The organism is Ruegeria sp. C2 (genome assembly GCF_056537765.1).
Genome location: NZ_JBQFRZ010000001.1, coordinates 1,385,696 through 1,409,121, shown reverse-complemented (window position 1 = coordinate 1,409,121; position 23,426 = coordinate 1,385,696). Strand labels below are relative to the sequence as shown.

21 protein-coding genes are annotated in these 23,426 nt (G+C 60.9%); 3 read left to right on the top strand and 18 right to left on the bottom strand.

Annotated features, from left to right (window positions below; all coding sequences use genetic code 11):
• The first annotated feature begins 160 nt into the window (after positions 1-160).
• Entirely contained in the window at positions 161-631 is a 471-nt protein-coding gene (locus tag ACR0IV_RS07165; RefSeq protein WP_480657229.1) for a rhodanese-like domain-containing protein, read from the top strand.
• A complete protein-coding gene (locus ACR0IV_RS07160) occupies positions 631-1,455 on the top strand; it encodes a CE1 family esterase (RefSeq protein ID WP_480657230.1) in 825 nt (274 codons plus the stop codon). The genes ACR0IV_RS07165 and ACR0IV_RS07160 overlap by 1 nt, the downstream gene beginning before the upstream one ends.
• Here ACR0IV_RS07160 and mdoH read toward each other — a convergent pair whose 3' ends face one another.
• The 13 genes from mdoH to cbiE form a co-directional block, all read right to left on the bottom strand.
• Entirely contained in the window at positions 1,456-3,327 is a 1,872-nt protein-coding gene (mdoH, locus tag ACR0IV_RS07155) for a glucans biosynthesis glucosyltransferase MdoH (protein ID WP_480469324.1), read from the bottom strand.
• The gene (locus tag ACR0IV_RS07150) at positions 3,324-4,823 is read right to left on the bottom strand and encodes an OpgD/OpgG family glucan biosynthesis protein (protein ID WP_480657231.1); all 1,500 of its coding nucleotides are present in this window, start codon (positions 4,821-4,823) and stop codon (positions 3,324-3,326) included. The genes mdoH and ACR0IV_RS07150 overlap by 4 nt, the downstream gene beginning before the upstream one ends.
• On the bottom strand, positions 4,820-6,037 hold the full coding sequence (locus tag ACR0IV_RS07145; protein ID WP_480657232.1) for an OpgC family protein: 1,218 nt from the start codon (positions 6,035-6,037) through the stop codon (positions 4,820-4,822). The genes ACR0IV_RS07150 and ACR0IV_RS07145 overlap by 4 nt, the downstream gene beginning before the upstream one ends.
• 32 nt (positions 6,038-6,069) lie before the next feature.
• Complete coding sequence (locus ACR0IV_RS07140; protein ID WP_480657233.1) at positions 6,070-7,440, bottom strand: tetratricopeptide repeat protein; 1,371 nt, start codon at positions 7,438-7,440, stop codon at positions 6,070-6,072.
• 179 nt (positions 7,441-7,619) lie between these two features.
• Positions 7,620-8,804 (bottom strand): CaiB/BaiF CoA transferase family protein, encoded by a 1,185-nt coding sequence (locus tag ACR0IV_RS07135; RefSeq protein WP_480657234.1) that lies wholly within the window; start codon positions 8,802-8,804, stop codon positions 7,620-7,622.
• Positions 8,791-10,410, bottom strand: coding sequence for a thiamine pyrophosphate-binding protein (locus tag ACR0IV_RS07130; protein WP_480657235.1), 1,620 nt, complete (start codon positions 10,408-10,410; stop codon positions 8,791-8,793). The genes ACR0IV_RS07135 and ACR0IV_RS07130 overlap by 14 nt, the downstream gene beginning before the upstream one ends.
• Positions 10,411-10,489: 79 nt before the next feature.
• Positions 10,490-10,954 (bottom strand): DUF302 domain-containing protein, encoded by a 465-nt coding sequence (locus ACR0IV_RS07125; RefSeq protein WP_480657236.1) that lies wholly within the window; start codon positions 10,952-10,954, stop codon positions 10,490-10,492.
• 91 nt (positions 10,955-11,045) lie between these two features.
• Positions 11,046-11,789 (bottom strand): precorrin-6A synthase (deacetylating), encoded by a 744-nt coding sequence (gene cobF, locus ACR0IV_RS07120; RefSeq protein WP_480657237.1) that lies wholly within the window; start codon positions 11,787-11,789, stop codon positions 11,046-11,048.
• The gene (gene cobA, locus ACR0IV_RS07115; protein WP_480657238.1) at positions 11,782-12,510 is read right to left on the bottom strand and encodes a uroporphyrinogen-III C-methyltransferase; all 729 of its coding nucleotides are present in this window, start codon (positions 12,508-12,510) and stop codon (positions 11,782-11,784) included. The genes cobF and cobA overlap by 8 nt, the downstream gene beginning before the upstream one ends.
• Positions 12,507-13,829 (bottom strand): cobyrinic acid a,c-diamide synthase CobB, encoded by a 1,323-nt coding sequence (locus ACR0IV_RS07110; RefSeq protein WP_480657239.1) that lies wholly within the window; start codon positions 13,827-13,829, stop codon positions 12,507-12,509. Before ACR0IV_RS07110 ends, cobA begins: the two co-directional genes overlap by 4 nt.
• On the bottom strand, positions 13,816-14,610 hold the full coding sequence (cobM, locus tag ACR0IV_RS07105; RefSeq protein WP_480657240.1) for a precorrin-4 C(11)-methyltransferase: 795 nt from the start codon (positions 14,608-14,610) through the stop codon (positions 13,816-13,818). The genes ACR0IV_RS07110 and cobM overlap by 14 nt, the downstream gene beginning before the upstream one ends.
• On the bottom strand, positions 14,607-14,975 hold the full coding sequence (locus ACR0IV_RS07100) for a cobalamin biosynthesis protein (RefSeq protein WP_480471886.1): 369 nt from the start codon (positions 14,973-14,975) through the stop codon (positions 14,607-14,609). Before ACR0IV_RS07100 ends, cobM begins: the two co-directional genes overlap by 4 nt.
• Positions 14,972-16,171, bottom strand: a complete 1,200-nt coding sequence (gene cbiE / locus ACR0IV_RS07095) for a precorrin-6y C5,15-methyltransferase (decarboxylating) subunit CbiE (RefSeq protein WP_480657241.1) — start codon at positions 16,169-16,171, stop codon at positions 14,972-14,974. Before cbiE ends, ACR0IV_RS07100 begins: the two co-directional genes overlap by 4 nt.
• On the opposite strand from cbiE, the gene ACR0IV_RS07090 reads away from it, so the two are divergent.
• A complete protein-coding gene (locus ACR0IV_RS07090; RefSeq protein ID WP_480657242.1) occupies positions 16,170-16,901 on the top strand; it encodes a cobalt-precorrin-6A reductase in 732 nt (243 codons plus the stop codon). The two genes, cbiE and ACR0IV_RS07090, sit on opposite strands and share 2 nt — an antisense overlap.
• Here ACR0IV_RS07090 and cobJ read toward each other — a convergent pair.
• Genes cobJ through cobN form a run of 5 tightly spaced genes read right to left on the bottom strand, consistent with a single transcriptional unit; the run spans position 16,892 to position 23,424 of the window.
• On the bottom strand, positions 16,892-17,656 hold the full coding sequence (gene cobJ, locus ACR0IV_RS07085; RefSeq protein ID WP_480657243.1) for a precorrin-3B C(17)-methyltransferase: 765 nt from the start codon (positions 17,654-17,656) through the stop codon (positions 16,892-16,894). The genes ACR0IV_RS07090 and cobJ overlap by 10 nt on opposite strands.
• Positions 17,653-18,381, bottom strand: a complete 729-nt coding sequence (locus tag ACR0IV_RS07080; protein ID WP_480657244.1) for a precorrin-2 C(20)-methyltransferase — start codon at positions 18,379-18,381, stop codon at positions 17,653-17,655. Before ACR0IV_RS07080 ends, cobJ begins: the two co-directional genes overlap by 4 nt.
• Entirely contained in the window at positions 18,378-19,007 is a 630-nt protein-coding gene (locus ACR0IV_RS07075; RefSeq protein ID WP_480657245.1) for a precorrin-8X methylmutase, read from the bottom strand. Before ACR0IV_RS07075 ends, ACR0IV_RS07080 begins: the two co-directional genes overlap by 4 nt.
• Positions 19,007-20,134 (bottom strand): precorrin-3B synthase, encoded by a 1,128-nt coding sequence (cobG, locus tag ACR0IV_RS07070; protein WP_480657246.1) that lies wholly within the window; start codon positions 20,132-20,134, stop codon positions 19,007-19,009. Before cobG ends, ACR0IV_RS07075 begins: the two co-directional genes overlap by 1 nt.
• The gene (gene cobN / locus ACR0IV_RS07065; protein WP_480657247.1) at positions 20,134-23,424 is read right to left on the bottom strand and encodes a cobaltochelatase subunit CobN; all 3,291 of its coding nucleotides are present in this window, start codon (positions 23,422-23,424) and stop codon (positions 20,134-20,136) included. The genes cobG and cobN overlap by 1 nt, the downstream gene beginning before the upstream one ends.
• Between the last annotated feature and the right edge of the window lie 2 nt (positions 23,425-23,426).

The window sequence follows — 23,426 nt, the reverse complement described above, 5'->3', positions numbered from 1 at the left end:
TGCATGGAAAATGCAAGGTTTCGAAAGGCTCTAAAGATACATTCTGGATTTGAATTGCGTGCTTAACAATGACGCGAACTTGATCTGGTAGCCCGATTTGCCGAGAGCGTCGCCATTTTCGGTATGATAGAAACAGGCAGAAAGTTCAGGAGGATGCTGCATGGCAGACGTGAAGAACCGAACCCGAAGGTGGGTTTTGCTGGGCGGAAGCGCTGCGATCGCCTCGGGATTCGTGATACGTGAATACCTCCTGATCCCGCAGGATTACGTGGGCGGGCAGTTGCAAGTGGCGCAGGCCCATCAGAAAGCTGTGTCAGGTGAGGTGCTGCTAGTCGATATTCGCACCCCACGCGAATGGCGATCAACGGGTATTGGGGAAGGCGCGCGGCCACTCGATATGCGTCGTGAAGATTTTGTATCGGCGTTGATGGAACTGACGGGTGGCGACGTCTCGGCTCCTGTTGCTTTGATCTGCGCTCGTGGTGTCCGATCCGCGCGGCTGAGCAATCGGCTGACCGACGCGGGATTTACCAATATCATTGACGTGCCCGAGGGGATGCTTGGCTCTGCCGCCGGGCCGGGTTGGGTGCGCGCCGGATTGCCGGTTGAAGCTTTCTCTGAGGGGACGTGATGAAAACGCAGTATTGGATGTCTTTCTGTTTGGCGGTTGCTGGGCAATCGGCTTTCGCTGCATGCGGCCCGGTCGAGGGAACATGTGAAAGCGCCTCGGGCGAGTATCACATTGAACTGCCCGCGGCTGAAAACCCGCCACTGCTGGTGTTCCTGCATGGATATGGCGGCAGTGGTGCAGGTACCATGAAAAACCGTGGCATGGTCGATCCGTTGCTCGACCGCGGTTACGCGGTGATGACACCCGAAGGTCTGGAGCGGCCCGACCGTGGTGGCACCAAAAGCTGGAACTTCTATCCGGGATTCGGCGATCGTGATGAGACCGCGTTTCTGAGCGAAGCGGTTGAAGATGCAGCCGAACGATTTGGCATCGACAGTGATCGCGTGGTTCTGGGCGGATTTTCGGCCGGTGCCTTCATGGTGAACTATCTTGCCTGCGAAGCACCCGAGACCTTTTCGGCCTATGTGCCTGTTTCAGGCGGCTTCTGGCGTCCGCATCCTGAAGCCTGCGAAGGGCCCGTTCGGATGTTCCACACCCATGGCTGGACGGACAATGTGGTTCCATTGGAAGGTCGCCTTCTGGGTGGTGGCCGCTTTCATCAAGGCGACATCTTCGCCGGGCTGGAAATCTGGCGCATTGCCAATGGCTGTGTCGACACTAAGCCCAGTGGGTTTTCGACCACGGGCCAGTTCATGCGTCGGAACTGGATGGGATGCGCCGAAGGCAGCGCGCTGGAATTCGCGCTGTTTCCCGGCGGGCATGCGGTGCCCAAGGGTTGGGCCGATATGATGGTGGATTGGTACGAAGGATTGCCCGGCAGCTAATTATTCCGCCGGGGTGACGATGCCTTTACCCTCGATCAAGCGCTTCAACTCATCGCGATAGCGCCGTGCCGAGCGTGTGATGGCAGGCTCACTGACGTCTTCACGCATCCCGACCATGCGGCGCGCAGCGCCTGCCGATACGCCGCTAAGCGCTGATAGCGGGATCGCCAACGCCAGGCTGATCGCTATGGGGGCCAGCCAAACCGAGACCAGACCGGCGAGGATACCCACGCTCAGCGCAATGCCGCTGACAGTTTCCAGCGTGTGGCACAGCACCAGCGTGCGCAGCCCGTAGCTGCCGCCGTCGCGTGCCTGCGGGGACCAGCCCTTTTGAATGCCTAAGGCGGTGCGGAACACTGCGATCATCTGCTGCACCATCAAGATCGGAGCATAGAGGATGGACAGGACGACTTCGGACAGGAACGAGGTGAAGAACTTCCGCGTGCCGCCGAAATCCGAATAGCGCACACCGCTGAGGGGCAGGGCAGCCACGCCCAGCACCTTGGGGGCCAGCAGCATGGCGTACATCACCAGAATGATAAGTACGTGTCGCGTCTCGGACATCTCGGGCCATTGCGGGAACAGTGGATTGTCCGGGCTGAAGTAGTGCAGGACCGAGGCTTCTTTTCCCTGACCGATCAGCGCCCACATCACCAGCAGAGCAAACCAGAGCGGGGACATCAGATAACCGACCGCACCGTGGAACATATGGAACCGCGACACCGCACGGAACCCGGTCGAGCCCAATAGCTTCAGGTGCTGCAGGTTACCCTGACACCAGCGACGATCCCGCATGGCGTGGTCGATGAGGGTGGGCGGAGTTTCTTCATATGAACCGCGAATGCGTGGCAGAAAGCGCACGGCCCAACCGGCACGACGCAGCAGACCGGCCTCGACGAAATCGTGGCTCATGATCAGCTTGTCCTGGCCATTGAACGACCGCAGCTTTGGCAGACCCGCGCTTGAGGCAAACGCACAGGTGCGAATGATGGCGTTGTGCCCCCAATAATTGCCCTCTTGCCCGCACCAGCGTGCAAGCCCTTCGGCGAATGCAATGCCATAGACGCCGTTAGCAAACTGCTGCATCCGGGCAAAGACCGATTGCGCGCCGATCAGTTGCGGATAGCTCTGGATCAAACCTGCGCCCGGATCACGCGCCAGCGCATCGGTCAAGCGGGCAATTGCGCGACCAGTCATCAGGCTGTCAGCGTCCAGCACCAGCATCGCATCCCAGTCCGCACCCCAGCGGCTGACCCAATCTGCGATATTGCCGACCTTCCTATCCGTATTCTGGGGGCGGCGGCGGTAATAGAGCTCCAACCCCGGTGCAAGCGTGGTCCGCAGCGCCTCGACACTGGCCTGCTCCTGCGCCGCAATCTCGGGATCGCGCGTGTCGGACAGGATGAACATGGCATAGTGGTGCTGACCGCCACGCTTTTGCAGGTCTTCCAGCATCGTACGAGCGTTGCCCAGCACGTTCCACGGCACCTCGTTATAGACGGGCGTCAAAAGCGCCACGCGCAGTGGTTGGGGGCGGCCCTCACGCTTTGGCTGCTCTTGCCGGGACAGCGAGACCATGCCCAGCAGCACAGTGCAGACGGTGAAAGAGATCCAGAAGAAGTTGAACGAGATCAGGGTCAGCAGGATTGCTTCGACCAGATTGATCCCCTCGGCGCTGAACCAATCGGACATGACCCAGAGCAAACCCAGCGTCGCCGCCATGGCCGGCGAAAATGCGAGCGCACGCCAGAACCCGGCAGAAGGTTTCTGCCCTCCCGCAGGCACCTGCGCATCACGGAAGCCCCGCGCAAAGTTCTGCGCAGGCATCGCCAGAGGAGCCTCAGGCGGCATGATATGAAGATCGCGACTCATGTGGTCCAACGGTAGAGCCAGACCTCGGAGGCCGGCTGTTTGTCTTTCAGCAATTGCGCGCGCAGTTCGACGTGGTTGCGTTCGCCTGGTTCGAACGAAAACGCCAGCCGCAGACCGCCAGTGTCCGGGTTTCGCTGTAGAACGCCGTCTGAGGTCTCGGCATGGGGCGAGTCCACGAACACGGTGATGGCCTCGGGGTCGTCGAACAGCTCGCTGTCTTCGAAATCGATCACGGCCAGGCGACCCTCGCCAAATGTATTGTCACCCATTGCAGTATTGATCACGCGCGGCATTGGCGTGCGCTGGGGTTCCTCACCCCAGATCAGGCGATAGGACAGGTCGATCTGGCTGCCTGCCGCGTAGGGCTCCATCGGACGCCAATAGGCGACGATGTTGTCATAAATCTCCTGATCCGCGGGGATTTCCACCAGCGTGACAGTACCTTTGCCCCAATCGCCATTCGGCTCGACCCACAGGCCGGGGCGCTTGTGATAATTGGCCTCAAGGTCAGCGTAATCCGAGAATTCGCGCTTACGCTGCATCAGGCCAAAGCCGCGCGGGTTCATATCCACGAAGGACGAGATTTGCAGGCGCGTCGGGTTGGCCAGCGGTCGCCACAGGACTTCTCCGGCGCCGTTACGGATCAACAACCCGTCGCTGTCGTGGACGGCGGGGCGGAAGTCGTCAAACCGGCTGTGGTTGGTCTGATCGAACAGGAACATCGAGGTGCCGGGCGCGATGCCCACGTGAGGCAGCTCGGTGCGCGGGAAAAGCGTCGCTTCGACTTCCATGACGCAATCGGCCCCGGCAGTGACATTGAAGCGATAGGCCCCGGTGACACTGGGGCTGTCCATCAGGGCGTGCACAACCATGTCGCGCTGGCCGGGTTTTGGACGTTCAAGCCAGAACCGGATGAATTCGGGGAATTCTTCGCCATCCGGATCGCCGGTTTTCAGCGCCAGTCCACGGGCGGACAGGCCATAGACCTCGTGCAGGCCGATGGCGCGGAAGTAGCTGGCCCCTTGCCAGACGCAGAACTCGTCGGTCTTGCCGGGCCGGTGCATTTCGGTGCGCAGGCGCAGGCCCGAAAAGCCCAGCGTGTCGTCGATGGGCAGTTGCGGGACGTCTTCGGATTTGTCGAACATCGCCAGATCGAAGACGACCGGCTTGGTCATGCCGTCCTCAACAGTTGAAACCTTGACGGTGCGCGGGAAATACAAGCCTGGAGTGAAGAAATCGACGTTGAAGGGGGTCTGGGTCTCGTACCACAGCGCGCGATCCAGCCGGAATCGGATCGAGCGATATTGCTGATAGGTCAGGTCCTGCCATTCCTGCGGAACCATCTCGCGCTCGGCATAGTCACGGCTGGCCAGATCGCGGGCCATGGCGATGACATCATCGCGGCTGAACGGGGTCTCTCCGCCCGTTGCGTATGCGGCAGGGGCGAAAGCCAATGCCGTTGATGAAGTAAGAAATGCGCGACGTGTAAAATTCATTTCTTCGATTTCCAGGGATGAGACTTAAACCACGCGGCCAGATAGGCCACGCCGATAATCATGGCAAAGCCAATCATGTTAGCGACAAAGACACTGGCAACATCCCGCCCACTCAGGTCCAGTCCGACGCCGATAAGCCGTGCTGCCGCCATGGAAAATACGAAAACCGCGAGCGATTGCTGGCCCACTTTGGTGATGACCATCAGCAGGAACTGCCAGACCTTAGCGGCGGCACCTTGGCCGGTTGCGATCAGGCGGTGGCCGTGTTCTCCGGCGACAACCCAGCCCAGATAGGCCAGTGACAGGAAGTGCATATAACGGAACAGGCCAAAGTCGGTCTTGTCACGGAATTCCTTCGTCACAGGCCAGACCTTGCGGATTTCGTCAGCCAGATCAGGTGCTGCTGCATTGATCCATGTGAACACTTTCCACGAGCCAAACGGCATCGAGAAGATCAGGAACAGTGCCGCCGCCCAGATCAGGGTTTTCGACACCGGCGGCGCGGGAATCCAGCCCCGCATGAAGGCAAAGCCGGTGAAGAACAGCAATTGCCAGCCGAACGGGTTGAAGAACCATTGCCGCTCGGACCACGGCTCGGCTGGAAGGTCGAGGTAGTCGAATTGCGCGATGAACCAGATCGCGACCGAAGCCACAGCCACCGCCCAGAACCCGATCCGGTGCAACCCCATAAACAGCGGCATCATTGCCAGAACCACCAGATACATCGGCAGAATGTCGAAGTAGTTCGGCACGTAGGTCAGGGTAAATAGCCCGACCATCTGCGACGCAGGATCATTGAAGAAATGCTGCAGGTTCAGAGAGGAGATATAGTTCTTCTCGAACAACCCACTCTGATTCAGAGCTGCCATCGTCATTGCGACGAAGAAGAACAGGCAGATATGCGCCCAATAAACCTGCCAGATGCGGAAGGACACGCGCGCGGTGCCCATCCACCAGCCCTTGCGCATGAAGGCCCCGCCAAAGGCAATAGCCGAAGCCATGCCCGAGCAAAAAACAAAGATTTCGGTCGCGTCCGAAAACCCGAACCGGGCGGGGATCCATTTGGCCCACGGGTCGTTGGGAATGTGGGCAATCAGGATGATGAACATCGCGATGCCACGATAGAAATCCAGACGCGGATCGCGCGTGCGGGCAGGGGCAGCGGTCTGAGACGCCACCGGAGCAAAATCAGAAGCGGGCGAAGCAGTCGCCATACAGTTCTGTCCTTCTTGGTCTTTTCTTGTTGTTATTCGGCTGGGACGCTTTGTGCGTCGTCGCTGTCGCGTGCGGCCTCGATCAGTGCACGGCGGGCGAGTGCATAGTTGTCCTCTCCTCCGGCGCGCTTGGCGCGGCGATCGTCCAGGATGTGCTCGACCTCATCCAGACGGCCCGCGCGCAGGCCGGAATCAATTGTGATGCGCTCGAATACATCACGTTGGGCGTGGCTGCCACCCGCCAGTTGCATCCCGGCGCGGGCATTCGACAAGAAATCAAAGGCTTGGCCGTACAAACCGTCGCCGAAGGCCTCAAGCCCTTTGGCAGCAGCGATGCCCGGATCGGACATGCGGATCGGAGTGTCACCCTGATTGCGCTGGGCGTCCTTCTGGATACGCTGCAACATCTTGCCAGTCGCATCCGAACGATTGTCCCCGGTCAGCGCCAGCAAGTAGTGCAGATCGGCGAAGATCAGGCACCCGTCTTCGGTACGGGCGGCGCTGAGGTCGGCCAATTCTTCCCAACGGTTGCCGACATCAATGCCCTCAAGCTCCATCCGTGAAAGCAGCGAGGTTGCGTTCGAGATATCACGGTAATCGTCGGTTTTGTCCTGGCGAATGTGGTGATCATAAAGTTCCATCACCTGATCGACCTGACCCAGATCCAGATGCATCAGCGCCTTATGCCACCAGACGTGATAGCGGAAGTTGTTGCAATGCGCCCAGGCATCCTCGCGCCCCGCAAGCCAGTCGAGCCCCAACTGCGCGTTGCCTGTCATTTCATGAACATGCGCCACGGCGTGCAAGCCCCAGGCATCATCTGACACCATCCACAGAGCCTGACGGCCAGCGATCTCGGCCTTTTCATAAGCGCCGGTTTCCTCAAGCGCAAAAGAATGGCATCCCAGCAGATAGCCGCGGCCTGCATGATCTGGTTCGTAAGCTGGCATGATGCGCTCGATCGACCGGCGCATGCCTTGCGCATCGCCCAGAACAAAACGGGTCGCATGGCTGAGCTTCATAGCCAGAGTATCTGTGGGGTGGGCCCGTAGAATCTCTTCGAACTTTTGTACTGCCTGAGAGGGCAGGTCGGCCATGTACAGCGCCAACGCCTCAACATAGAGCCGTTCGCGGGCCGAGACTGGCTGACGTTCCATCGCCGCGTTGGCTGCGTTCAGCGCTTCGGCTGCAACGGCGATCATCTCGCGCCGACCCAGAAGAACCATGAACAGGCCCTTGACCGCATGACCCAGCGCAAAATCCGGCTCAAGTTCCAGCACTTTGCCCAAGTGCTGGGGGGTGATAGCCGCATGCGCCATGAACCCGAGCAGAACACCATTCCATGCCTCGACACTGGCGGGCTGGCTCAGGGTGTTCATCTGTCCAAAAACGTCTTGTTTCATACTCGGGTCCAATCTGGTTTCGATTTGTACACTTTACGACTTAGCAGAGTGTGCAAGCGGGTCGTAACAGTATCGACCATGCTCTCGAATTGGTGAAAACCCGTGTGTGTAAAACGCGAAAAAAACCGCCGATTCAACGGCATGTTTCAGCAACTTGCCGCCGAATTAGGCACAGTGTTTCAATCTTCAAAGGGGTTTTTGGCGCTCAGAACCGCATCTGTATCGGCCCCGCATACCGGCGGCGCACTACGATATGTTACAGGCGTGCGCGACAGGTTGAGCGGATTCCCGATCAGTTTGACTTCTCCGGGGTGGGCCTGCATCGAAATCTGCATTCCGCGCGCGGCGACCTGTTCAGTGTCAAAGACCTGATCCAGTGTCTGCACCGGCCCAACCGGAACTTTCAACGCCTCAAGCCCGGCAATGACGTTATTGGTCTCCAGCCCCCGCATGGCAGGGCGCAGGACGGCATTCAGGGCGTCGCGGTGTTCCAGACGTGCGGGGTTGGTGGCAAAGCGCGGATCGTCGGCAAGGTCGGTCTTTTCGATGAAACTGCAAAATCTTCTGAACTGACTGTCATTCCCGACCGCCAGAATCACGTGCCCATCGGAGGTCTGATAGACCTCGTAGGGCACGATATTCGGATGCCCGTTGCCGCGCCGCTGGGGCACGTCACCCGAGGTCAGATAGTTCACGCCCTCATTGATCAGCCACGCGATCTGAGCATCTACAAGCGCCAGATCAATCTGCTGACCTTCACCGGTCAGGTCGCGATGGCGCAGAGCGGCGAGGATACCCACACAGGCATACATCCCGCACATGACATCGGCGATACCAACGCCAACTTTCATCGGGGCGCCTTCAGGATCACCCGTCAGCGACATGATCCCACCATAGCCTTGCGCCATCAGGTCATAGCCGGGCTTCGATGCATTCGGGCCGGTCTGCCCATATCCTGAGATCGAGCAATAGACGAGGCTGGGAAACTCTTGCGACAGGGTGGCATAGTCCAGGCCGTATTTCGCAAGGCCGCCTGGTTTGAAGTTCTCGATCAGGATGTCCGCATGCGCTGCCAAGCGCCGGATTTCCGCCTGACCTTCGGGGCTGGCAATGTCCAGTGCAACAGATTTCTTGTTGCGATTGGAGGACATGAAATACGCGCTCAGGTCGGATCGGTTGCCCTCGGCATCTTCGACATAGGGCGGGCCCCACTGCCGTGTGTCATCACCGCCGGTGGCAGGGTTTTCGATCTTGATGACTGTTGCACCCAGATCGCCCAGCAACTGCGTACAGGTCGGTCCGGCAAGAATGCGTGACAGATCCAGAACCTTGACGCCCTTCAGCGGTCCCTCAGATGCGGCCATCATATCCTCCACGCTCGATCTCTGCTGCAATCACGGTAAATTTGTCCGCTTTTACAGCATCCTCCAGCGCGGAACGCAACTCAGAACGGTTGCGCACGGTATGGCCGTACCCACCAAAGGCCCGGCCCATGGCAGCAAAGTCGTGACGGTCGAAATCGACACCGCGATTGCCCATCTGCCTTTGGCGTTGCTTCAACTCGATCAGAGCGAGGCTTGCATCGACAAAGACCAGAAAGATCGGGTTGCCGCCCATCTCGGCAGCGGTCGACAGCTCTCCGGCGACCATGAGGAACCCGGCATCGCCTGAGAAACTGATCACCGGACGGTCCGGTTCGGCCAGTTTCAGACCGATTGCCATCGGTAAGGCGCAGCCCATGGTGCACAGCGCCGAAGACTGGATCAAGCCACGTTCTTCTACGCATTCCCACATCTGGCTGAGCAGAATACGGTGTGCGCCACTGTCTGCAGTGGCCAGCGTCTCGGGCGGCAGCACAGCACGCGTTTCAGCAATGACGGCCGCCGGCCCCCAATCTTCATCCGAGGGAAAGACCTGCGTCAACGCGGCATTTACTTGTTCCGGCTCTCCATCCGGCCACGTCTTGCGGGCAGGGTTGCCCTTGGCGATGGCCTCAAGCGTTGCGCCCGTGTCCGCCACGAGATGCAATCCGGCCTGATGCATATAGTGGTCATTCACCACCGCCGAGATATCGATAACCCGCTTGTCCTCGGGGTCCCAAATCTCGCGCCAGCCGGGGCGCATTTCGATTGGGTCATAGCCCAGACACAATATCAGATCGGCCTGTTCAACCAGCGGGACCAGATGCTTGTCGGCTAACGGGGACAGACCCGCGCCGCCCAGACACAAAGCATGATCTTCGGGTACCACCCCCTTGGCCTTGTAGGTGGTGACGAACGGAATGCCGAAATGTTCCAGAAACGCCCGCACGACGCAACGCGAGTCGTCATAGAGCACATCCAGACCGATAATGGCGAGGGGCCGTTCGGCCTGCGCCACCCAGCGGCGGGCCTTTTCCAGACATTCACCCTCGGGCGCGACGGGGGCGACCTTGACGAGACGACGGCGTTTCACGTTCGACACGCGGGTATCGGCCACCGAGATCGGAACGTCGATATGCACCGGGCCGGGGCGTGGTTGATTGGCCAGCGAAACGGCTTTGTCAGCGATGATGTCAGCCCCTTCGGCGGTCAGCATGAAGGTGCCTTTGGTGATCGAGCGATAGACCTGCGCGTGATCCATCACCTGATGCGTATAGGTCAGCGCCTCGTCCGCATCGACGCAGCCGGTCAATACGATCATTGGCACCCGGTCCTGCAATGCGTTCGCGACCACGTTGATCCCGTTCATCGCGCCAGGACCCAGTGTTGCCACCAGGATTGCAGGCGCACCATCGCGGTGGTGCACGGCCTCGGCCATGAAACCGGCGGAATTTTCGTGTTTGGCCAGGTGAAAGGTGATCCCTGCCTGTTCCAGCGCATCGACCAGTGTCAGCACCTCACCGCCGGGCATGCCGAAGGCGTGGCGGCATCCGGCCTCATAGAGGCGTTGTGCCAATAGATCCGCGGCGCGGGGGGACAGGTCCTGCATCAATCAAGCTCCGATCATCGTGTTATGCTGCAGATTGCGGAGGACGCACCCAGACGCAAGCAGGTTCACGCCACTGTGACTATTTGACGGCGCTTTCAGCAACCGCCTGAAACTTCGTATCCAGCTCCGCAGCAATTTCGCGCAATGTTTCGCCGCCCTCGTAGACATAGGGGGCAAAAACGAAACCGGGTGTTTTGTAGGACAAGGTCGCAGTCCCGTCCTCGTTTTCTGTCACATAGAAGCGAATGGGGGCTTCGATCATCGCGTTGGTCGAAGTCTCAAGCACCCGCACCGCGTAATCGTTGTTGAACGCGCCGATCACCCGATTGCCGGGAATGGTGATGCCACGCGCGGCTGCGGCTTTGGTCGGACCGGCCTGCGTGACCACGATCAGCCCGTTTTCCTTAACGGCGGCTTTGGTGTCTTCGACCAGTTGCTCATAGCTTTTGTCGCTGGGGTAGACCGCCCAGCCAGAGAGCGGTTCGGTACTGTCTGCCCAGGCAGGCAGGGCCAGCAGAGCAAATGCGATCCAGAATGCCTTCATGTGCCGACCCTCCTTCGGTGATCCCACGACTGATGGCAGAAAACCGATGAAACCGGGCTCACAATCTCGTGGGTCGCGCCAGGATTGCCGCTCAGTCCGCACGCTTTCTCAGCAAATAAATATCCATGATCCAACCATGATCTTCACGAGCGCGTGCGCGCGTGTCGATAATCTGCTGCGCCACGTCGATCAGGGGACCATTGATCAGGATTTCCTCTTTCATGCCGATATATGCTCCCCACCAGATGTCAAAATCGGCCATCTCAAGACTCTGGAACGAACATTCTCCGTCCAGCATCACCGCGACGGTCGAAGCCGTGTTAGGCCAGCCATCATCCCGGATGCGCCGCCCAGTAGTGACTATGTAAGGCGCGCCCAGTTCATTGATCGGTATTGCATGCGCCGCCGTCAGCGCCTGCAGAGCGGTGATGCCGGGGATCACCTTTGTCGTTGGTTGCGGTTCCAACCGCGCCGCAATGCGCAGCGAGCTGTCATAAAGCGAGGGGTCCCCCCAAATCAGCAGCGCCACGCGGCATGCATCGGGGTGCGCGCCCATTGCCTCATGCCAGCGCAATGCGATGGCATCATGCCACTCGTCCACCCCGCGCAGATATCCGTCATCCGAACGTCGCTCGGGGATGTCGAAATAGGCGATACGCGGTTCGGTTTCGGTGACCTGAGCGATGATCTCTTCGCGTATCCCGGCCAGATCGGCCTTGTTTTCACCCTTGCGCGGGATCAGGATCAGATCCGCCGCCTGAATCGCCTGTGACCCCTGAAAGGTCACATGATCCGGGTTGCCGGTGCCGATCCCGATCAGGCTCAACTCAATCATCCTCGAACTCCGCCAGTGGCCCATACAGAATGAGCGCCGGAGCCGTTCCAATTTCAGAACGCAGCGTCTCGGCCAAAGCACCGATTGTTGATCGGTGCAGCTTCTGTTCGGGGGTCGAGACAGACTCGGCCATGAGAGCAGGTGTGTCCAGAGGCAGGCCATGCGATTGTAATGCCTCGACCAATAGCGGGAAGGTGCGCTTGCCCATGAACACGACCGTCGTCGCCCCGGCATCGGCCAAAGCGGGCAGGTTCAGATCGGTGGGAAGCTTGCCGCTGACATCGTGGCCGGTGACAAACTGAACTCGCCGCGCCGTTAATCGGCGGGTCAGCGGGATGCCCGCCGCTGCCGCCGCCGCGATGGCCGATGGGATGCCCGGAATGATCTCATAATCTATCCCGGCTTCGCGCAAAGCGATGAGTTCTTCTTCAAGACGCCCGAACATACCGCCGTCACCCGATTTCAACCGCACGACATGCTGCCCGGTCTGTGCATATTCGACCAGCAACCGGCTGACATGATCCTGCTTGGGTGAGGGGCGTCCAGCGCGTTTGCCGACGCCCACCAGATCGGCGTCGTCGCGTGCGTGGGTCAGGATAGGGCCGCTGCTGAGGTCGTCAAACAACACTGCATCGGCTTTTTGCATCCGATCGACCGCCTTCAGTGTCAACAGTTCGGGGTCACCGGGGCCTGATCCGATGAAAGACACAAACCCGCTCATGCCGACGCCTCCGCGATCAGGTGAAAGAATGTGCCGGTAACAGTGCCACGGACCGATCCGGTCTGAGGCCCTTCCGCGCCTTCTGCGTCAAACACTCGTGCCAGAGGGGCATCGGGCTGTTCAACGATCGAAGAATAGTGGAACTCGTGCCCCCGAAGAGCGGTTCCCGCTGGCAAGCCCGGCATCGGGGCAAGTAATTCGGCCTTGCGATAACCCAGATTGAACTTGCGCTTTTGGTAGGAGGTCACCAACCCCAATAGGCCCGCCATCTCGTGCTGCACGCCGTCCTTGTCGATCAGGGCCTGACCCAAAGCCATATACCCTCCGCATTCACCATGCACAGGCTTGGTCTCGGCATGCTTGCGCAAACCGCTCTGGAAGGTCTGAGCCGCGGCCAGAGTGCCTGCATGCAATTCCGGATACCCGCCCGGTAACCACACCAGGTCCGCGTCGTCGGCCGGTGCCTCATCAGCCAGCGGTGAAAATGGTAAAATTTCAGCCCCCGCCGTGCGCCAACCTTCCAGCAAATGCGGGTAGGTAAACGAAAATGCAGCGTCTCGCGCCAGTGCGATCCGCTGTGCCGGGGGCCGCGGCAGCGCGGCTGACGATGGCCCCGCTGGGCCTGAGGAAGCCGCCCGCTTGATCGCCTCAAGATCAACATGCTCCCGCAGGAACGCGGCATACCCGACGATCGCACTTTCCAGATCCGGATGTTCGACCGCTTGTATCAAGCCCAGATGCCGCTCGGGCAGGGTCAGATCACCCCTCCTCGGTAATACGCCCAGAACCGGCAGGCCTGCGCGCTCCATGCCCAGTCGCGTCAGGCGCTCGTGGCGCGGGCTGGCGCAGCGGTTCAGGATTACGCCGGCAAAGGGCAGATCAGGATTGTACATCTTGAAGCCCAGTGCCGTGGCCGCAGCTGATTGAGCCTGACCGCCCACATCCAGTACCAGCACGACCGGCCAGCCCATCCGCTGTGCGGTCTCGGCGCTTGATCCATGACCTAACTCGCCGGGTTTGGCGACACCGTCAAACAGCCCCATCGACCCCTCGGCCACGACGATATCAGCCCCTTCGGCCTGTATAGATATCGCATTCAGCAACGGTTCTCCCATCGCCCAGCTGTCCAGATTGAACGAGGCGCGCCCCGCAGCTGCCCGGTGAAAAGCTGGATCGATGTAATCCGGTCCGCTTTTGAAAGGCTGCACAGCAAGCCCATCCTCGGCCAGTGCACGTAACAGGCCCAGCATGACCGTGGTTTTGCCGGTGCCCGAAGACGGTGCGGAAATCAAAACGCCGGGAGGGTTAGTCATCACCATGGCTCCAGCTTGACCAGGGGCTATCTGCGCTTTGCGGGCGATAGCGGCGGTCGTAGTCTTTGGAATAGAGGCAGCTTTCGTCGAACCCTTCACCCGCAAGCGCAGGTCCAACTATGATCAGCGCCGTACGCGAGATGCTTTCATCCAGCGCCTCTTTCAACGTTTTCAGTGTCGCACGGATGATCCGCTCATCCGGCCAGCTGGCGCGGTAGACTACGGCCACGGGACAATCGGAGCCGTAGGCCGGAGTCAGGTCGGCGACCACTTGATCCAGATTGCCGATCGACAAGTGAATGGCCAGCGTCGCTCCGGTTCGTGCGAAATTCTCCAGCGTCTCGCCTTCGGGCATCGAGGATGCACGTCCGGGCGTCCGTGTCAGAACCACCGATTGCGCCAAACCGGGCAGAGTCAGTTCGGTGCCTAAAGCGGCGGCTGCTGCTGCAAAGGACGGCACGCCGGGTGTTACGCTGACCGGAATCCCCATCTCTTTCAGGCGACGAATTTGTTCCCCCATCGCGGACCAGACTGACAGATCACCTGAATGCAGGCGTGCTACGTCCTGACCCGCCTTATGGGCGGCCTCGATCTCGGCCATGATCTGATCCAGATCCATCGGCGCAGTGTTGATGATCTTCGCGCCCTCGGGGCAATGGCTCAGGATTTCTTCGGGCACCAGCGATCCCGCATAGAGGCACACAGGGCACGAGGCGATGATATCGCGCCCGCGCAGGGTCAGCAGGTCGGCAGCGCCCGGTCCGGCGCCGATGAAATGAACGGTCATGTTTGTCCTCCGATGGCGATGGCGCAGGTGGCCAGCCGGTCGTCTGATATCTGTCTAGGTGAGAGCAGTCGCGCGCCCGGTCCGGCGGCGGCCAAGGCGGATGCTTCGGCAACGCTGCCGGTGCCATAGGTGGCCCGGCTGCGGTTCGAGCATGTCAGAGTGCGTTGCCCGGTCAGATCGGCAGCCGCAACGAAATGCAGGGGCAGGGCGAGGTCTTCGGCGAAAGCCGACAGCGCCGGGTGCCCCTCTTTGTCGGCAACCGTTGCCAACGCTTCGACAATTTGCCCAGACACTGCCGCTTCATAGGCAGTGCGCAGGCTGTCAGCAGTAGCCTTTGATGAAAAGCCCAGGCCAGCGACGATCATAGCGTCACGCTCCATTGAACCACCGGATAGGCCGATTTCCAACCGCGGCGCGGCCCCAGCGGCGCGGAATGCGCCAGTTCTATGCGCAGAAGCTCTCCGCCCAAGTCTTCATGCCACCGGGCTAACAGTGCCTCGCTTTCCAGCGTTACCGCGTTGGCGACCAACCGAGTTCCAGCGGGCAGCACTTCGCGCAGCCAGATCAGCAGGTCAGGGCTCAGGCCTCCGCCGATGAAGACCACATCTGGCAACGGCAGACCAGTCAACGCATCCGGTGCGGTACCATGCACGACGTTCAGGCGATCCTGCCCCAGCGTATCTGCGTTGCGGCGGATGCGCTCGGCGCGATCTTTGCGCGGCTCGATCGTCGTGGCGGTCAGGGTCGGGTCACACATCAACCACTCGATGCTGATCGAGCCGGTGCCACCACCGATATCCCACAAATGCTCGCCCCTTTGGGGGGCCAATGCAGACAGGGTCAACGCACGGATCGGGCGTTTAGTGATCTGGCCGTCGGTTTCGAAAATCTCGTCCGGTTTTCCTGTCGCTTTGGTCAGGGCGCGGCCTTCGCCATCGACCTCGAGCGCAACGCAGACCGGGTGATCGAAGGTGCCCAGCAGCGCTTCGGTCAACGAGACAGCCCGCGCGCGTTCACGAGGGCCGCCCAACGCCTCCATAACGTGCAGCCGGGTGTCGGCGAAGCCTGTCTCGGTGAGATACTGGGCCAATTCTGCGACCGCCGCGCCATTGCGCAACAGGATGATGGCACGCAGGCCGGGCGACAAATGCGGGCGCAGGCGGGTCAGCGGGGCCGCGTGCAGGCCAAAGGTTTGCGTGCTCTCCAACGGCCAGCCCAGACGCGCCGCGGCGAGCGAGAATGTCGACTGACCGGGCAGGGCGATCCATTCCCCGACCTCAAAATTGCGTGCAATCACCGAACCCGCTCCGAACCAGAACGGATCGCCTGATGCCAGAACCACGGTCGCGCGCCCGCATTCCTGCTGCAGCAATGGCAAACCGTCCGAGAAGGGTACAGGCCATTCGATCCGCCGGGCGCCGGTTTCGGGCAACAGCGAAAGATGCCGGGGAGGGCCCATGATAACTTCGGCCCGGTCCAGCACTTGACGGCTTGCGGGCGACAGGCCATCAAGCCCATCTTCGCCCAAGCCCAGAACGGTCAGCCACGGAGATTCAGACATGCCAAACCTCCTGATTCTTGGTGGTACCACCGAGGCCAACGCTCTGGCCAAAGCTGTATCCGAACAGGGGATTACGGCGATCTATTCTTACGCCGGACGGGTGGAGAAACCTCGCCCTCAGCCGTTGCCGACCCGTGTTGGCGGGTATGGTGGGGTTGACGGGCTGGCCAGTTATATCCGCGAAAACGGCGTTACTCACGTCGTGGATGCCACTCATCCGTTTGCCGCTCAGATGAGCCGGAACGCGATCGCGGCCTGCAATGAGACGCAAATTCCGCTTGCTGCTCTGACGCGCGGGGCATGGGTGCCGCAACCCGGTGACAGATGGCATCATGTGCCCGATATCGCCGCCGCGGTTGAGGCGCTTTCCGGAGTGCCACAGCGCGTGTTTCTGGCAGTTGGACGTATGCATCTTGAAGACTTCGCGGCGAAACCTCAGCACCATTACCTTCTGCGGCTGGTGGATGAACCCGAAGACCTGCCGCTGCCGAATGCAGATGTGATCGTGGCCCGAGGGCCCTTCACCGAGGCCGATGACCGCGCACTGATGCAAGATCACGGCACGCAGCTTGTTGTGTCCAAGAACGCTGGCGGCTCTGGCGCGCGCGCCAAGCTCGACGCGGCGCGGGCGCTGGGCTTGCCGGTGCTGATGATCGATCGTCCGGCCCTGCCGCAGCGGATCGAACTGAGCCATGTCACACAGGTTTTGGACTGGTTGACTCATCCCTGACCCTCATCGGGCGTAAATCGTGGTGTATAGACGATGGGCGCGCCATTCCGTTCGATCAAACGCGTGCGAGATGAGCCGACGATGACCACGGTCTGCATATCCGCCATTTCGGGTGTCGCCTCGGCCAGTGTGGAAATCCGGATCGCCTCATCCGCGCGCGATACAGCACGGGCAAACAGGATCAGCCGTTCGGGTTCGCATTCCTCACGCAGGATTTCCAGCGTCTTCACAAAGCCTTCTGGTCGAGATTTCGAGCGCGGATTGTAGAACGCCATTGAAAAGTCCGCCTGCGCGGCCAGCCGCAATCGCTTTTCGATCAATGACCATGGTTTGAGGTTGTCACTGAGGTTGATGGCGCAAAAATCGTGCCCCATCGGCGCGCCTGCCCGTGCAGAGGCCGCCAACATCGCAGTGATTCCGGGCAGAACGTCGATCCGAATATCGCGCCATACAGCCGGGCCGTTCTCCAGCGCTTCAAACACCGCAGCAGCCATTGCAAACACGCCGGGATCGCCGGACGAGACGACCACAACCTTTTTGCCCTCGGTCGCCATTTGCAGCGCGTGCTGAGATCGATCGATTTCAACCCGGTTATCGCTGGCGTGCAGGGTCAGCCCCTCGCGCTCTGCCACGCGGGCGACGTAGGGGATGTAGCCGACCACATCGGTCGCATCGGCCAATGCCGCTGTGACTTCGGGCGTCACGAGGGCCTCGTCACCCGGTCCAAGTCCTGCGATCTTGACCCAGCCACTCATGGTCGTCGCCCCTGTCCATGAACGATGATGATCGAGAAATAGGGGGTAATCTTATCGCAGGCCTCGGACAGTTTCGCCACGGTCTGGTTCGGCATCTGGGCGAATTCAACGATCCAGGCACGGTCATACAGACCGGCCGTCTTCAGGGCACGCTTCACCTTGTCGATATTGCGCCCGATCTTCATCACCACCAACGCATCGGTTTGTCCCATGCGTTCTGCCAGAGTTTCCTCGGGCAGAGTGCCAACCAGCACGGTCAGAACGTCATCGCCCCAGGTGATCGGATCGCCCGTCGCTGTCCAGGCGCCGGACATACCCGTGATTGCAGGGACAACTTCCACATCAGCATCGTCTCTTAAGCGGCTGTAAAGATGCATGAAAGATCCATAGAAAAACGGATCTCCCTCACATAGGACCACAACGTCCTCTCCTTGCTCGGACAATGCTTTCAGATGCGCTGCGCAGTCTTTGTAGAAGGCGGACAAAAGCTCATTATAGCGCGGATCGGTCACCGGTATTTCGGTTGTGACCGGGTATTCCATCGGGAATTCGACCGCATCTCCCGGGATCATCCCGTTGACGATCTTGCGCGCCTGACCGCTGCGGCCCGGCTTGCGAAAGAAAGCCACGTGGCGTGCATTGCGCAGCAAGCGGTCGGCCCGAACGCTCATCAGGTCCGGGTCGCCGGGGCCGAGGCCCACGCCATATATTTTGCCCCCGCTCATTCCGCGCGGCTCGCGATGGCGTTGATGGCTGCCACGGTAATGGCGCTGCCGCCCAGACGTCCCTTGACGATACAGGACGGGACCGGCTGTGCCTCCCACAGGGCATCCTTGGATTCGACGGCGCCGACAAAGCCCACCGGGCAACCGATGATGGCGGCGGGGCGCGGGCATTCGGGGTCTTCCAACATATTCAGCAGATGGAACAGCGCGGTGGGCGCATTGCCGATGGCGACCAGCGCGCCCTCCAGATGCGGACGCCAAAGCTCCAGCGCGGCGGCTGAGCGGGTGTTGCTCATCTCGGCGGCCAGAGGGCGCACACGGTCGTCATGCAGGGTGCAGATGACCTCGTTATCGGCAGGCAGGCGGAAGCGAGTTACGCCCTCGCTAACCATGCGGGCGTCACACAGGATCGGCGCGCCATTTTCCAGCGCGGTGCGTGCTGCGGTTACGAAACCGGGCGAGAAATGCAAGAACTCTTCCAGACCGACCATTCCGGCGGCGTGGATCATGCGGACAGCGACCTGTTCCTCGTCGGCGTCGAACCGAGTCAGATCGGCTTCGGACCGGATGGTGGCGAAGCTTTCCTTATAGATCGCCGCGCCATCGGTTTCATACGTGTAAGGCATCAGGTCAAGTCCATGTTCATTAGTGTTTCTTCGGTCAAGCCACGCTGGCAGGGCTCATCCCCCGCGCGGCCTTGTTTGACAAGATCGAATCGTCCCTCACGGCCCACCAAAGTGACATCGGCGGCGTTCATGCGGGCACAACCCTTGGCGCAGCCCGATACGTGCAGGTTGCCGGGAATGCGCGCGGCCAGTGCGCGTGCGATCCCGCGGGTTTCCACCTGGGCCTGCGGGCAGAATGGAGCGCCGGGGCAGGCGTCAGTGGTCATCAGCGGGTCGGTTTCGTTTGTGACAAATGCCGGGGCAGGTATCGCTGCCCCGCCTTCCAGCAGGATCAGCCGCCACGGCGTGACCCGAAGGGCAGAGGCGCCACTCTTCTCGATCAAATCACAGAGTTCGCGCGCAGGCAGTTGGCCGAATGCCGCGCCATAGATGGTACCTTGCGGGCAGGCACTGGGTTGAAGCGGCGCGCCAATTGGACCGGGCAAGGTGCCTTGCCAGTCGTTGGGCAAACCAATTGAAGCTACAACCCGCGTCATGCGTCGCGTCTCAGGTGTGTGATGTTCTGCAAACCAGTTCGCCAACGCGATCAACTGATCGATGGCATGGGTTTCAGACACACAACGCCCAGTATCAGCCCCGTCAGCGCGTAGGACCAGACCATCAGGGTTGGTTTCAAGCCTGATATCCGCTGAATCCGCCGCCAGCAGACGCTCGGGTCCAGTGTCGATGGCAAAGCCGAACTTGGCAGGCAAGGCGGGCAACTCGGCCAGTCGGTCGATCAACTCCTGTGTCAGACGTGCGGTCAGGTCGAGGGGTTCATAGAGCGGCGAGACCAGAATGTTGCGTCGAACCTCAATGCCGGGCTCCGCGTCCAAAAGGTTCAGCGCCGAAAGCTCCGTAAGCAGTGGCTGATGATCCGCTTCGGCAACGCCGCGCAATTGAAGGTTGGCTCGGTTGGTCAGGTCTATGGTACCGTTACCGAACCGCTCGGCCAGAGTGCACAGACCCATCGCTTGCTGGGCGTCCAGACGTGCCAGCCGGGGGCGGACCCGGACCACCAAGCCATCACCCGACATCATCGGTCGATGGGCGCCCGGGCACCAGCCCTGTACGATTGGCGCGCTCATCATAACCCCTCCAAATCGGCCCGGATCGAGTTCCGGCGCGTATTCCAAAGACCAGCCTCCAGCAGAGCGCGGAAACGGTCCTGCATGGCCTGATGCGCCTGAGGGTTGGCCTCTTGCAGGAAGGCATCTACGTCGGAGTCCCCCAGCGTCGCATCATGATAAAGATCGAACAGGTGAGGTGCGACCGTGCCGGACAGGTGGGCAAAGGAGGCCATGTGGTCCAGAGTTGCTGCGATTTCAGCTGCACCCCGGAACCCATGCCGTTGCATTCCGGCGATCCAGCCCGGATTTGCCGCGCGGGCATGCACGACACGGCTGATTTCCTCGGGCAAGGTGCGGGCGCGTGGGTTGTCCGGGTTAGTATTGTCCAGATGATAAAGCTGCGCGCTTCCGCCGGAGATCTTCTTGGCGGCGGCAAACCCTGCCTCATGCGTGGCATAGTCGTTGGCCAGCAGCAGATCGGTTTCAGTCAGGTCCTGAAGATGGACGAAGCTGTCGGCATTGGCGACGCGCTGCGAGATGCCGTCCTTATCTTGGGCGATATGTTCCCCCTCCAGCGCGAAAGAACTGGCCTCGAGCCACGCCTCGCCGGCCTGAACGCGAGCTTCGTCCGTATAGGTCTCGGAAAGATGGGTCATGTTCAACCCATAGCTGCCCGGGGCGGGGCCAAAGACGCGCGCCGCCGGTTCCTGACCGGCATAGGGATTCCAATCGGGCGCCTCATCGCGCGCCGAAAGGGCTCGCACCGCCTGACCATAGAGCGCTGACAGGGTCGGGAATACATCGCGGAACAAGCCGGATACGCGTAGCGTGACATCCAGACGTGGACGACTGAGATCGGTGATCGGCAAGACCTCGATTCCGGATACCCGTTCTGAGCCCTTGTCCCAGACAGGTTTGACGCCCAGCAGGTGCAGAGCCATAGCGAATTCCTCGCCCGCTGTGCGCATGGTGGCCGAGCCCCACAGATCGACGATTAGGCCCTTGGGATAATCACCTTCTTCTTGCAAATGCCGTCGCACCAGTTCTTCGGCCAGCTTGACGCCTTGGGTATAGGCTGCACGCGTCGGTACCGATCGCGGGTCGGTGGTGTACAAGTTCCGTCCGGTCGGCAGCACGTCCGAGCGACCGCGATAGGGGGAACCGGACGGGCCAGCCTCAATCCGTTTACCCGCCAGTGCGTCGATCAGGGCACTGCGTTCGGCATGGGCCGAGGGCGCAGGGTCAAAATTGCCGCTCACCTCGGGCACGCGGCCAAAGATATGCAGCCCGTCGCCGAACTGGCTTTCCTTGATGTCACAGACGAAGCGGTCGATGCGAGTGATGGCCTCGGCGGTGCAGGTGGCTTGATCGAGGCCAAGATCGCTTTCAAGCCCGATGGCTTGCGCTTCGTCCCGGATGTTTTCCTGCAGCCGGTCGCGGCGCTTTGGGTCCAGCCCGTCGGCGTTCGAGAATTCATCAAGCAGCGATTCCAGCCGTACCATCCGGTCGGGCGTACCGCTTTCCTTCAATGGTGGCGGTATATGCCCCAGGGTAACGGCCCCGATCCGGCGTTTGGCCTGTGCGGCCTCGCCGGGGTCGTTGACGATGAAGGGATAGATCACCGGCAGATCGCGGATCAGCGCTTCGGGCCAGCAATCGGCGGACAGGGCGACCGATTTGCCCGGCAGCCATTCCAGTGTGCCATGCGCGCCGATATGGATCAGCGCATCCGCGCCCAATCCCTTACGGAGCCACAGGTAGAAGGCGACATAGCTGTGACGCGGGGTGCGCGACAGGTCGTGGTAGTCGTCATCCCGCAGTTCGGGCGTGCCGCGTTCCGGTTGCAACGCGATCAGAGCTTGGCCCCGCCGCATGGCAGTGAAATGGAACGCGCCATCAGTGAAGGTTGGGTCGTCCTCGGGCTTGCCCCAGACGGTTTGCAGATCGGTGCGCAGTTGGTCGGGCAGGTCCGCCAGCGTGGTTTGATAGTTAGTCAGCGGCCACGAAATCCGAGCTTCTAACAGCGTTTCGCCAATCGGTTCGGCAGGCGCGGTATCATAACCCTCGGCCTGCAAGTCGGACAGCATCGCCTCGGCAGAGGCCAGCGCGTCCAACCCAACCGCATGGGCCATTTGCCAATCCTTGCCGGGATAAGTGGACAGCACCAGCGCGGGCACTTGATCCGCCTTGGGTTTATCGTCGAGGTTCAGCCAACCAATCACACGATCAATGATTGCTTCGATCCGTTCAGGTTCAGCCCGATGGGCAAAACGGGAATACTCAAGGTGCGGGTCGCGCTTTCCCGGTTCCTTAAACGAGGCGATGCCTGCCGAGATACGCCCGTCTACCTCGGGCAGAACCACATGCATGGCGAGGTCGGCGGGCGAAAGCCCACGTTCGGCTTCGGCCCACGCCTTGCGGCGCGAGGTGGCCAGAGCGACCTGAAATACCGGCACACCCGCTGCATCGAGCGGAGAGGTGCCCGATGCGCCTTTGCCCGAGAACGAAGTGGCATTGATGATCGCGGACGGGCTTAGCGCAACGACTTGATCCCGCAGCCAGTCGGCGGCAGCGGGCGCTTTCAGAGATGGAGCGAACAGACCAACAGCGTCATATCCGCGGGCACGCAGGCTGCGGATCAAGGCTGCGACCGGGGCGGTGTCCGCCGAGGTCAGGTAAGCGCGGTAAAAGGTGACGAGGATGCGTTTCGCGTCACCTGTGAACGCTTTTTCCGCTGGGATTACACCGCGATCCGGGCACCATGCGCCGCATTCGGGTAGCGTCTTGGCACCCATGACCGGCCCGGCGTAAAGTCCCGCCGCCAGCGCCATTTGAGCAAGCGCCGCCTGTGCCGCGACCTCTCCGCCGGTGTCGCACAGATGCGCCAGCCGCCGCAGGGTCGAGACGGGCAGGGTAGAGTAATCATCCAGCCGCGTATCCTCGCGACCGTCTGCGGGCAGCACGGCCAGTGCAATCCCTTTGGCCTGCGCCAGCGCCAGAACCTGCTGCAAGCCGTACGCCCAATAGGGCACCCCACCGATCAGACGGATCAGTATGCCCTTGGCCCCCTCCAACGTCTGTTCCACATAGGTGTCAACGGACAGAGGGTGTTTCAGCGCCGTCAGGTTGGCCAACCGCATCGTCGGCATCCGCCCTTCGGGGCCGCCACCGCGATGCCAGCCTGCCGCGAATGCGCCAAGGTCGCTGTCGGAAAAGGACAGCACCACCAAATCCGCCGGGCTTTGGCCCAGATCGGTCGGGGTTTCCGTTTCCTCTAACCCGTGGCTTTCGCGGAAGACGACGTGCATGG

Coding starts and splice junctions, on each gene's coding strand:
- cobM (WP_480657240.1), bottom strand. CDS start 14,610: ATGACCGTTCATTTCATCGGCGCCGGACCGGGCGCTGCCGACCTGCTG.
- ACR0IV_RS07110 (WP_480657239.1), bottom strand. CDS start 13,829: ATGGTGATGACTAACCCTCCCGGCGTTTTGATTTCCGCACCGTCTTCG.
- ACR0IV_RS07145 (WP_480657232.1), bottom strand. CDS start 6,037: ATGGCGACTGCTTCGCCCGCTTCTGATTTTGCTCCGGTGGCGTCTCAG.
- ACR0IV_RS07165 (WP_480657229.1), top strand. CDS start 161: ATGGCAGACGTGAAGAACCGAACCCGAAGGTGGGTTTTGCTGGGCGGA.
- cobG (WP_480657246.1), bottom strand. CDS start 20,134: ATGAGCGCGCCAATCGTACAGGGCTGGTGCCCGGGCGCCCATCGACCG.
- cobJ (WP_480657243.1), bottom strand. CDS start 17,656: ATGAGTGGCTGGGTCAAGATCGCAGGACTTGGACCGGGTGACGAGGCC.
- cbiE (WP_480657241.1), bottom strand. CDS start 16,171: ATGTCTGAATCTCCGTGGCTGACCGTTCTGGGCTTGGGCGAAGATGGG.
- ACR0IV_RS07140 (WP_480657233.1), bottom strand. CDS start 7,440: ATGAAACAAGACGTTTTTGGACAGATGAACACCCTGAGCCAGCCCGCC.
- ACR0IV_RS07135 (WP_480657234.1), bottom strand. CDS start 8,804: ATGGCCGCATCTGAGGGACCGCTGAAGGGCGTCAAGGTTCTGGATCTG.
- ACR0IV_RS07080 (WP_480657244.1), bottom strand. CDS start 18,381: ATGAGCGGGGGCAAAATATATGGCGTGGGCCTCGGCCCCGGCGACCCG.
- ACR0IV_RS07090 (WP_480657242.1), top strand. CDS start 16,170: ATGCCAAACCTCCTGATTCTTGGTGGTACCACCGAGGCCAACGCTCTG.
- mdoH (WP_480469324.1), bottom strand. CDS start 3,327: ATGAGTCGCGATCTTCATATCATGCCGCCTGAGGCTCCTCTGGCGATG.
- cobF (WP_480657237.1), bottom strand. CDS start 11,789: ATGATTGAGTTGAGCCTGATCGGGATCGGCACCGGCAACCCGGATCAT.
- ACR0IV_RS07150 (WP_480657231.1), bottom strand. CDS start 4,823: ATGAATTTTACACGTCGCGCATTTCTTACTTCATCAACGGCATTGGCT.
- ACR0IV_RS07075 (WP_480657245.1), bottom strand. CDS start 19,007: ATGCCTTACACGTATGAAACCGATGGCGCGGCGATCTATAAGGAAAGC.
- cobN (WP_480657247.1), bottom strand. CDS start 23,424: ATGCACGTCGTCTTCCGCGAAAGCCACGGGTTAGAGGAAACGGAAACC.
- ACR0IV_RS07130 (WP_480657235.1), bottom strand. CDS start 10,410: ATGCAGGACCTGTCCCCCCGCGCCGCGGATCTATTGGCACAACGCCTC.
- ACR0IV_RS07100 (WP_480471886.1), bottom strand. CDS start 14,975: ATGATCGTCGCTGGCCTGGGCTTTTCATCAAAGGCTACTGCTGACAGC.
- ACR0IV_RS07125 (WP_480657236.1), bottom strand. CDS start 10,954: ATGAAGGCATTCTGGATCGCATTTGCTCTGCTGGCCCTGCCTGCCTGG.
- ACR0IV_RS07160 (WP_480657230.1), top strand. CDS start 631: ATGAAAACGCAGTATTGGATGTCTTTCTGTTTGGCGGTTGCTGGGCAA.
- cobA (WP_480657238.1), bottom strand. CDS start 12,510: ATGAGCGGGTTTGTGTCTTTCATCGGATCAGGCCCCGGTGACCCCGAA.